We start from the raw sequence: 7,061 nt of genomic DNA, 5'->3' as shown, positions 1-7,061 counted from the left end.
GCTATAATGGCGCCTAATTTATGATCGTTGTTTGCGATCAATGTTGACTGAAACTTACTTTTTAAAAATATAGACGATGATAAATACAATCACTCAAGTGCTTGAGCAATTGGGGTTAAGTGCACAAAAACGTGCCATTCATGCACAATTTTCACATGCTGCATTAAATCATGACATCTTTTTGCAGCATATTGAAGGCACACATGCATTAAACCAAGGTTTAAACGTTGAATTGATCTGCCTCTCAACCAATGCTCTGATTCCACTGAAACAATTTATCGGGGTACAAGTCGCGGTCGATCAGGTCACAGACCAAGGCACATTATTTCGCAGCACAGGGATCATCACTCAAGCCGAACAAGGACAAAGTGATGGTGCACTGACCTTGTATAAACTTCGCTTAGAAGACGCAACGGCACTTTGGCATAAACGTCGCAACAGCCGAGTGTTTATGAATAAAAGTGTGCGAGATGTCAGTGAAATACTCTTTAAGGAATGGCAGAGCAAAAGTCCGCTATTTGCTGCTAGCCTCAGTCTTGATCTTTCTGGTTTAAATACAGAGACCGATGTCCGTCCCTTCATCATGCAGTCAAATGAAACCGATTATGACTTTCTAACACGGCTCTGGCGCAGTGAAGGCATCAACTGGCTAATTGATGAAGCTGAACTGTATGTACCTCATACTCGTCATCCGATTCAAGCTCAAAAACTTAGACTCTTGGATGACAACAGTCAGTTCCAAGCCTTAAAGCGTCGACAAATTCGTTTTCATCGTTCTAGTGCTACCGAACAAAAGGATAGCATCATCAGTCTGAGTGCACAGCGCAGCCTACAACCGACTGCAGTCTATATCCAACGTTGGCAAGCCGATCACTTGAGTCAAGAAGAAGGCGCAGGTTCAGTCCAAAGCCAACATCAACATAGCACACAACAAGACAATGCTAGCCTCAGCCTAGAACAAGCGTGGCATATTAGCCCTGCATGGATGCAAGATTTAAATGGAGAAGATCAGGCGACCGCAGCATCAAACAGCCAAATTGAAAAACTCAATCAAACCCTGAGTAATGTCTACAACCAACAGGCGAAACAATTCACTGCACAGAGCACCGTACGTGATGCCCAAGTAGGGTATTGGTTTGAGTTACATGAACATCCTGAACTTGATCAACACAGTGACGCAGACAAAGAATTTCTGATCACGACCAAGACTTTCTATAATCAAAACAACTTGCCCAAAGATTTGAGTGAGCAAATTCAGCATTTGCTGAAACAAAGCCAATGGTCACTCAAAACCAGCACAGTGCCAAGTGAACGCCAAGCCAACCACTTGAGTTTACAGCGTCGTCACATCACGACCGTTCCAGTTTATAACCCGATAGAGCACCGACCAGCCACACACCCACAACGTGCCAAAGTCGTGGGACCAAGTGGCGAAGAAATTCATGTGGATGAATGGGGGCGGATCAAAGTTCGCTTCCTCTTTACCCGCAACGATGACCACAGTCATGACGGTGGTGCAGGCGCCAATGACAATGATACAGACTCGGCATGGGTTGATGTCTTGACCCCATGGGCGGGTGAGGGCTATGGCGCACGCTTTTTACCACGCATTGGTGAAATCGTGGTGATTGATTTCTTTGACGGCAATCTTGACCGTCCCTTTGTGGTTGGGCGGATTCATGAAGCGCAGCGCAGCCCAACGAAATTTGATCAGAAAGGTCAATTGCCAGAAACCAAGAAACTAGCTGGGATTCGCTCTAAAGAAGTTGGAGGTGAAGGTTATAACCAACTGCGCTTCGATGACACAACTGACCAGATCAGTACTCAACTGCAAAGCAGCCATGGGGCAACTCAGTTGAACCTCGGCAACCTCAGCCACCCCAAAGAAACGGAGACAAGTGAGGGACGAGGAGAAGGCTTTGAGCTTCGAACTGATCAATGGGGCGCGATTCGAGCAGGTGAGGGGTTACTGCTCAGTAGCCATAAACAAGATCAAGCTGCAGGTACACATCTGAATGCTCAACCTGCCAAACAACAACTTGAAGGGACTTTAAACAATAGCCAAGCATTAAGTGAAGTGGCGAAGAATCAACAGACGGATCCGCTTGATGTTTTAGAAAACTTAAAAGGCTTCTTAGAACAGATTGAACAACAAGATCAAAACAAGGCAGATGCATTTAAACAAGCCATCATGATTCTCTCTGCACCAAACTCCATAGCTGTTAGCAGTAATGAAGATATTTATCTCTCAGCCGATGGTCAGATCAGCCAAAGTGCAGGGGAGAGTATTAACCTTTCTACGCAGAAATCGTTGATTGCACATGCCAGTGAGAAAATCAGTCTCTTTGCAGCACAGGACGGGCTAAGAGCCTATGCAGGCAAGGGCAAGGTTGAAATCCAAGCGCAAGGTGATGCACTGGATGTTATTGCGCGTAAAGGCATTCAGATTATTTCTACGGAAGATACCGTTTATATCACGAGTCCAACTGAGATTAATCTGACAGCAGGTGGTTCTCAAATCAAGATGAATGGAACAGGTATCTTTTCAACGACTGCTGGAAAGTTTGAGAGTAAGGCGGGGCAGCATCAGTTTTTGGGTGGGACTAAAGTTAATATGTCTTTACCAATATTAAAAGAACCAGTTTTTGCTGAAGTTAAAAAATTTAGCCATCGTCTTGATTTTTCTAGTCTTGAGCTTTATTCAGATTATTTAAAAAGTTCTTATCGTGTCCGCAAAAAAGATGGAATTTATTTGGAAGGTGTACTAGATGAAAGGGGTCGGACTAATAGGATTTATTCAGAAATTGCAGAGCCTTTAGAAGTCTTTATTGATATAGATGAGCCAGTTATTGGCTATATTGAAAATGAACAAGATAGCAAAGAATAGTTGGTATAAATAATGTCGAATATTGCATTTAAATTACGCTTTACATATAAAAATGTTGACGAGGAAATTCCAAACTTAGACTATAAAGTGACTTTTCAAAGTCTAGTGTTTCCTACTACAACTAGGATTCTAGATAAAGATCAAACTACAAAGACTGGAAAGGTAATAAAAACTTTTTATACACATTCTGAAAAAGGAATTTTAAGAGTTTATGTAAAAGATGGACCAACAAAATATAAGAGCTTCACACAAATTTATCAGCAGAATATTGAGAAAGATTATTTCCTCAATGGAGCAACATTAACACTACCATTAAGTTTAATGAAGATTTTGGTTACAACAGAAGTAAAAGGGCCATCTAAAACTTATGAAAGTGACTATCATCAGGTGAAATCTGGTGAAAATTTAGCAAGTATAGCCAAAAAATATAACAAAGAAATTTCTCTACTTATGAGAAATAATAACATTTCTGATGCAAATAAAATTAAAGTAGGTCAGAAAATATTTATTGGGAGTTCTAGTGCATCAAATGAAATGATGCTTCATGTCGCAGCTCCTAAAGAAGGTTATTTTATTGAAATAGATTATATTGTAAATGCTGGTGATACTTTATTAAGCATCGCAAGAAAGTTTAATTTAAATGCAGAAAGAATTAAACAAGATAATAAAGTAATTGATACATATAGTCTTTATGCGGGCCAAAGACTAAAGTTAATAAATCATTCTGCAAAGTTTTTAGGCCTAAGTAATCAAAAGCTAATATTGAGTAAATTATATACTGAAGGTTTATTCCCAGTTACTAAGGTGAGTGGAGATTATACTCGACAAATTTCTGTAACTATTGGAGCACAGTTATGGGAGATATTAGGCGCTTCCTTAGAAATAGGAGTAGCCTATGATGCTCGTGGGAACTGGATGCTATACTATGCTGTTGAAGACTCTATCAGTATCGATAAGAGTGCAATAAATTTACATGGTGGAAATGTCAAAAAATTAAGTGATGATATTGGATTTTCTCTTGCAGGAAGTAATATTAAGACTAATGCAAAACATGTTTCGGAATTGACTGGAGCAGGATATAGTCTAACAAATAGTGTTAATTTAGGAGCTTATAATGTGGGAGTTATGAATGTAAAATCTACAACCCAAGATTATGAAACTGGGGAAAGGAAAAAAGTGAGTGGCCTTGGTGGTGTGGGGCAGATAAATATAGGGAAAAAAAGTATAAAGGCCCCAAGTATTGATAATCAAGCTGGGGCTTCAATTGTAATTCCTTTATTTATTTATAATAAAAAAGTTAAAGAGTAATTTAATCACTCTTATTAGGATTTTTCTTATACTGGTCTAACCAGTATATAGACTTTCCTAGTTCATTTTTATCTTTATAGTAAAGAGAAATATTGTATTGTGCAAGATCATAACCCTGTTCTGCATATGGTTTTACCAATTCAATAGCTTTGTCAGTATTCTTATCAGTACCTTTACCCTCATCATATAAACTTGCTAATTGAATAGCTGCTGTTGCATAATTTTGCTCAGATGACTTTGTGTACCATTCAAATGCTTTTTTATAGTCTTGTTTTACGCCTTTACCATAGTAATAGGCTTGACCTAGATTAAATTGGCCTGATGCGTTGCCATGCTCTGCTGCTATTTTAAATTTTTCAAGCGCTTTTGTTGATTCTTGAGGAAATATAATGCCATTTTCATAATATATACCAATATAATTAATAGCTTCATAAGAACCAAGCTTAGCTGCTTTTTCAAAAAGGGTTAATGCTTTTTGATAGTCATGCTCATTTTTTGCATTGTTAAATGCTATTAAGCCTAAGTTATGTATTGATGGGGCATGGTTTTGTTTAGCTGCTAATGTATACCAATGAATAGCTTTTGCTTCATCAGTTTCGCCATTAAATCCATACTGATAACTTGCACCAATATCATTTTGAGCGGTTGGGTTCCCTTGTTTAGCTAACTCGAATAAAATTGGAAAAGCTTTATCATATTGGTCATTATTGATGAAATTTTCTGCTTGTTTTAGCTTTTTGTTTGTTTCTTGATCATAAATGTATACTGTTTCTGAATTTGAGTTCTTCGTATTTGTAGCGTGCTCTTGTTTTGTACTACTACATGAAATCAAGACGATAAGTGATGCAAGAACCAAAAGATTTTTCATAGAAATTTTAAACTTTAATGGAACATAGATAACTATGGATTTTAATTTAAATTTTTATATATAACAATTAATTAGGTAGTTTTTTTGTAACAAGATAACTTTTTTTATAAAAATTAAGAAGATTAAATACTACAAACTATAAAGCATGAAGCGTACATCGTTAAAGTGGAACCAGTAAAAACTTATAATATCAGTGGAAATATGTTATTAGGAAGTTTAGGGGCTGAATGGGGTGCCATAGCTGGGGTAAAAATTGGCTTAATATTAGCGCCTACAACAGGGGGAACATCTATCGGTATAGGTGGAGTTATCGGGGCAGGTATTGGTGCTGTAATTGGTGGAGTTGGTCTAGGTTTTGCTGGTAATTATGTAGGTACAACTGTTGCAAGAAATATTACAGGTGTATGTAATTAGGAATATAAGTTATGTTTGAAGATTTAAAAAATATTAGAATTAGAGATATTATAGTTACTGATGATATATTTCTTATTTGTGTTTTTTTAATTATTCCTTTTGGTCTTTTATTGCTGTTGTTTACATATATGTATAATAAAGTCTATATAAAGAATAATCAGAGAGATTTTTTGATTTTTTTCTTTGGAGGGAGAGGTGGAGAAGAGTTTTCTAGAATTGGGGGAGATTTGGTTGTAGTTGCTTATTGGTTTTTAATATATTACTCAAATTATAAAACTTTGTCTGTAAAGTTACACTTTCCATCTATAAATGATGAAAAAAATAAACCAATACCAATTATTCCAAACACATATAGAGAAAATGTGAAGGTCTTTGAAGAAAAACATAAGGGGTGGCTATTAATTAACCTTTCATCTATGTATCTAGGATTTATTCTTGGGATTATATTCTTGGTATATGGTTTTTTTATGAAAAGTTAAATTTATCTAACCTAAAAATTTATTTATTTTAATATGTTTATGTCAAAAATGGGTGGTCGATGAGCTTGTTAAGGAAGTTGCTAAAAAGAATAATCGTATTTACATTTGGAAAGTGGTTTTATTTATACGGCTAAAGCAGAATTTTTTAGTGTCTTGAAAATCAATTTTAAAGTGAGAAGATCATTTATTACTTTAAACCGTGTTTGAGTATCGTGAGCTTATTGAAAGTGCTCCCTATCCAGAAAATTATATAGAGCAAAAAGAACGGAATGTATAACCACCTAGAAATTAAAAGGTTATTTAAGGTAAATTATTTGAAACTAAATTTAAAGCTTGTTCAAGGCCCAATCCATTCTTTAGAAAAAGCCAAATCCAAAATACCAGTAAATCAAAATGTGGGTGGAATTGCCGCTGGAACTGCTTTTGCAGGTGTACTGGCTGAAAGTAGTTCGTTGCTGATCAGCGCTCCTATACTAGTAATGGCAGGTAAAGCTAAAGATGGCATTACGTTTATAGGGGAAATAGAAGAACATTCTTTACTGGGGCAATTTACGACGGTTCGTTTTAAAGAAAATGATGAACTGATAGCTGTAATTAATGACAAGCCTGTAGATGGTCGATATCAGGTTTATGCGATTCTTGATCCTAAATCTGGTTTGCTTTATATGATCTATGAAATGGGCCGCTCAGTAAAAAAGGGCTATAAAGCGATTATTATGCAGACTTACTATTTTACATTGTTGTCATGGGGTTTTCTCTTTATTTTTATTTTATTTTATTTTTAATTTTTCCTATTCTATGAACACAATTTTATACTTTCTGGAGATTGTGGGAATTTCTTTATTTGTTTCTGTAGCAATTTCTGGTTTTGTTAATTATTTTGGCTATAGGAAGTCATATGAAAATTTTGGAGCATTATCAGAGCAGATATTTGAAAAATTCGGATTTGATGATCCCAAAGAGCAGGATTTTACAATGATTTTTTAACTGATGATGGTGTTCAGATTAGTGTAATGAAATATCGTAATAAGTTAAAAGGTCAAGACCCTTATCCAGAAGATTATTTTGATAAGAAAAAAGTTAGTGAATGATGACTGGTCTACAA

At 36.3% G+C, this 7,061-nt stretch carries 5 protein-coding genes and 1 pseudogene; 5 read left to right on the top strand and 1 reads right to left on the bottom strand.

Annotation, left to right across the window (positions count from 1 at the left end):
- Positions 1–76: 76 nt before the first annotated feature.
- Both PTT44_RS03010 and PTT44_RS03005 read left to right on the top strand, forming a co-directional pair.
- A complete protein-coding gene (locus tag PTT44_RS03010; RefSeq protein WP_273795533.1) occupies positions 77–2,887 on the top strand; it encodes a type VI secretion system Vgr family protein in 2,811 nt (936 codons plus the stop codon).
- Positions 2,888–2,899: 12 nt separating this feature from the next.
- Positions 2,900–4,195, top strand: a complete 1,296-nt coding sequence (locus tag PTT44_RS03005) for a lytic transglycosylase (RefSeq protein WP_252726131.1) — start codon at positions 2,900–2,902, stop codon at positions 4,193–4,195.
- 1 nt (position 4,196) lies between these two features.
- On the opposite strand, the gene PTT44_RS03000 is transcribed toward PTT44_RS03005, so the two are convergent.
- Positions 4,197–5,063 (bottom strand): tetratricopeptide repeat protein, encoded by an 867-nt coding sequence (locus PTT44_RS03000; RefSeq protein ID WP_168158973.1) that lies wholly within the window; start codon positions 5,061–5,063, stop codon positions 4,197–4,199.
- A 165-nt stretch (positions 5,064–5,228) separates the two neighbouring features.
- Here PTT44_RS03000 and PTT44_RS02995 point away from each other — a divergent pair, with 165 nt between their 5' ends.
- The 3 genes and pseudogenes from PTT44_RS02995 to PTT44_RS02985 all read left to right on the top strand — a co-directional run bounded on the left by PTT44_RS02995 (position 5,229) and on the right by PTT44_RS02985 (position 7,047).
- Complete coding sequence (locus PTT44_RS02995) at positions 5,229–5,477, top strand: hypothetical protein (RefSeq protein ID WP_273795532.1); 249 nt, start codon at positions 5,229–5,231, stop codon at positions 5,475–5,477.
- Positions 5,478–5,488: 11 nt separating this feature from the next.
- Entirely contained in the window at positions 5,489–5,956 is a 468-nt protein-coding gene (locus tag PTT44_RS02990) for a hypothetical protein (RefSeq protein ID WP_168158972.1), read from the top strand.
- Positions 5,957–6,225: 269 nt separating this feature from the next.
- A pseudogene (locus PTT44_RS02985) lies at positions 6,226–7,047 on the top strand (putative type VI secretion system effector).
- Positions 7,048–7,061 lie beyond the last annotated feature (14 nt).

The sequence above is a fragment of the Acinetobacter sp. Gutcm_16 genome, assembly GCF_028649355.1.
In the GTDB taxonomy this organism is placed as follows: Bacteria; Pseudomonadota; Gammaproteobacteria; order Pseudomonadales; family Moraxellaceae; genus Acinetobacter; species Acinetobacter johnsonii.
The sequence above is the reverse complement of the archived record's forward strand: the minus strand, read 5'-3'. Positions and strand labels throughout refer to the sequence as shown.

Excerpts from the sequence above, each read along its gene's own strand:
- PTT44_RS03010 (WP_273795533.1), top strand. The coding sequence starts at position 77 with ATGATAAATACAATCACTCAAGTGCTTGAGCAATTGGGGTTAAGTGCA.
- PTT44_RS03005 (WP_252726131.1), top strand. The coding sequence starts at position 2,900 with ATGTCGAATATTGCATTTAAATTACGCTTTACATATAAAAATGTTGAC.
- PTT44_RS03000 (WP_168158973.1), bottom strand. The coding sequence starts at position 5,063 with ATGAAAAATCTTTTGGTTCTTGCATCACTTATCGTCTTGATTTCATGT.
- PTT44_RS02990 (WP_168158972.1), top strand. The coding sequence starts at position 5,489 with ATGTTTGAAGATTTAAAAAATATTAGAATTAGAGATATTATAGTTACT.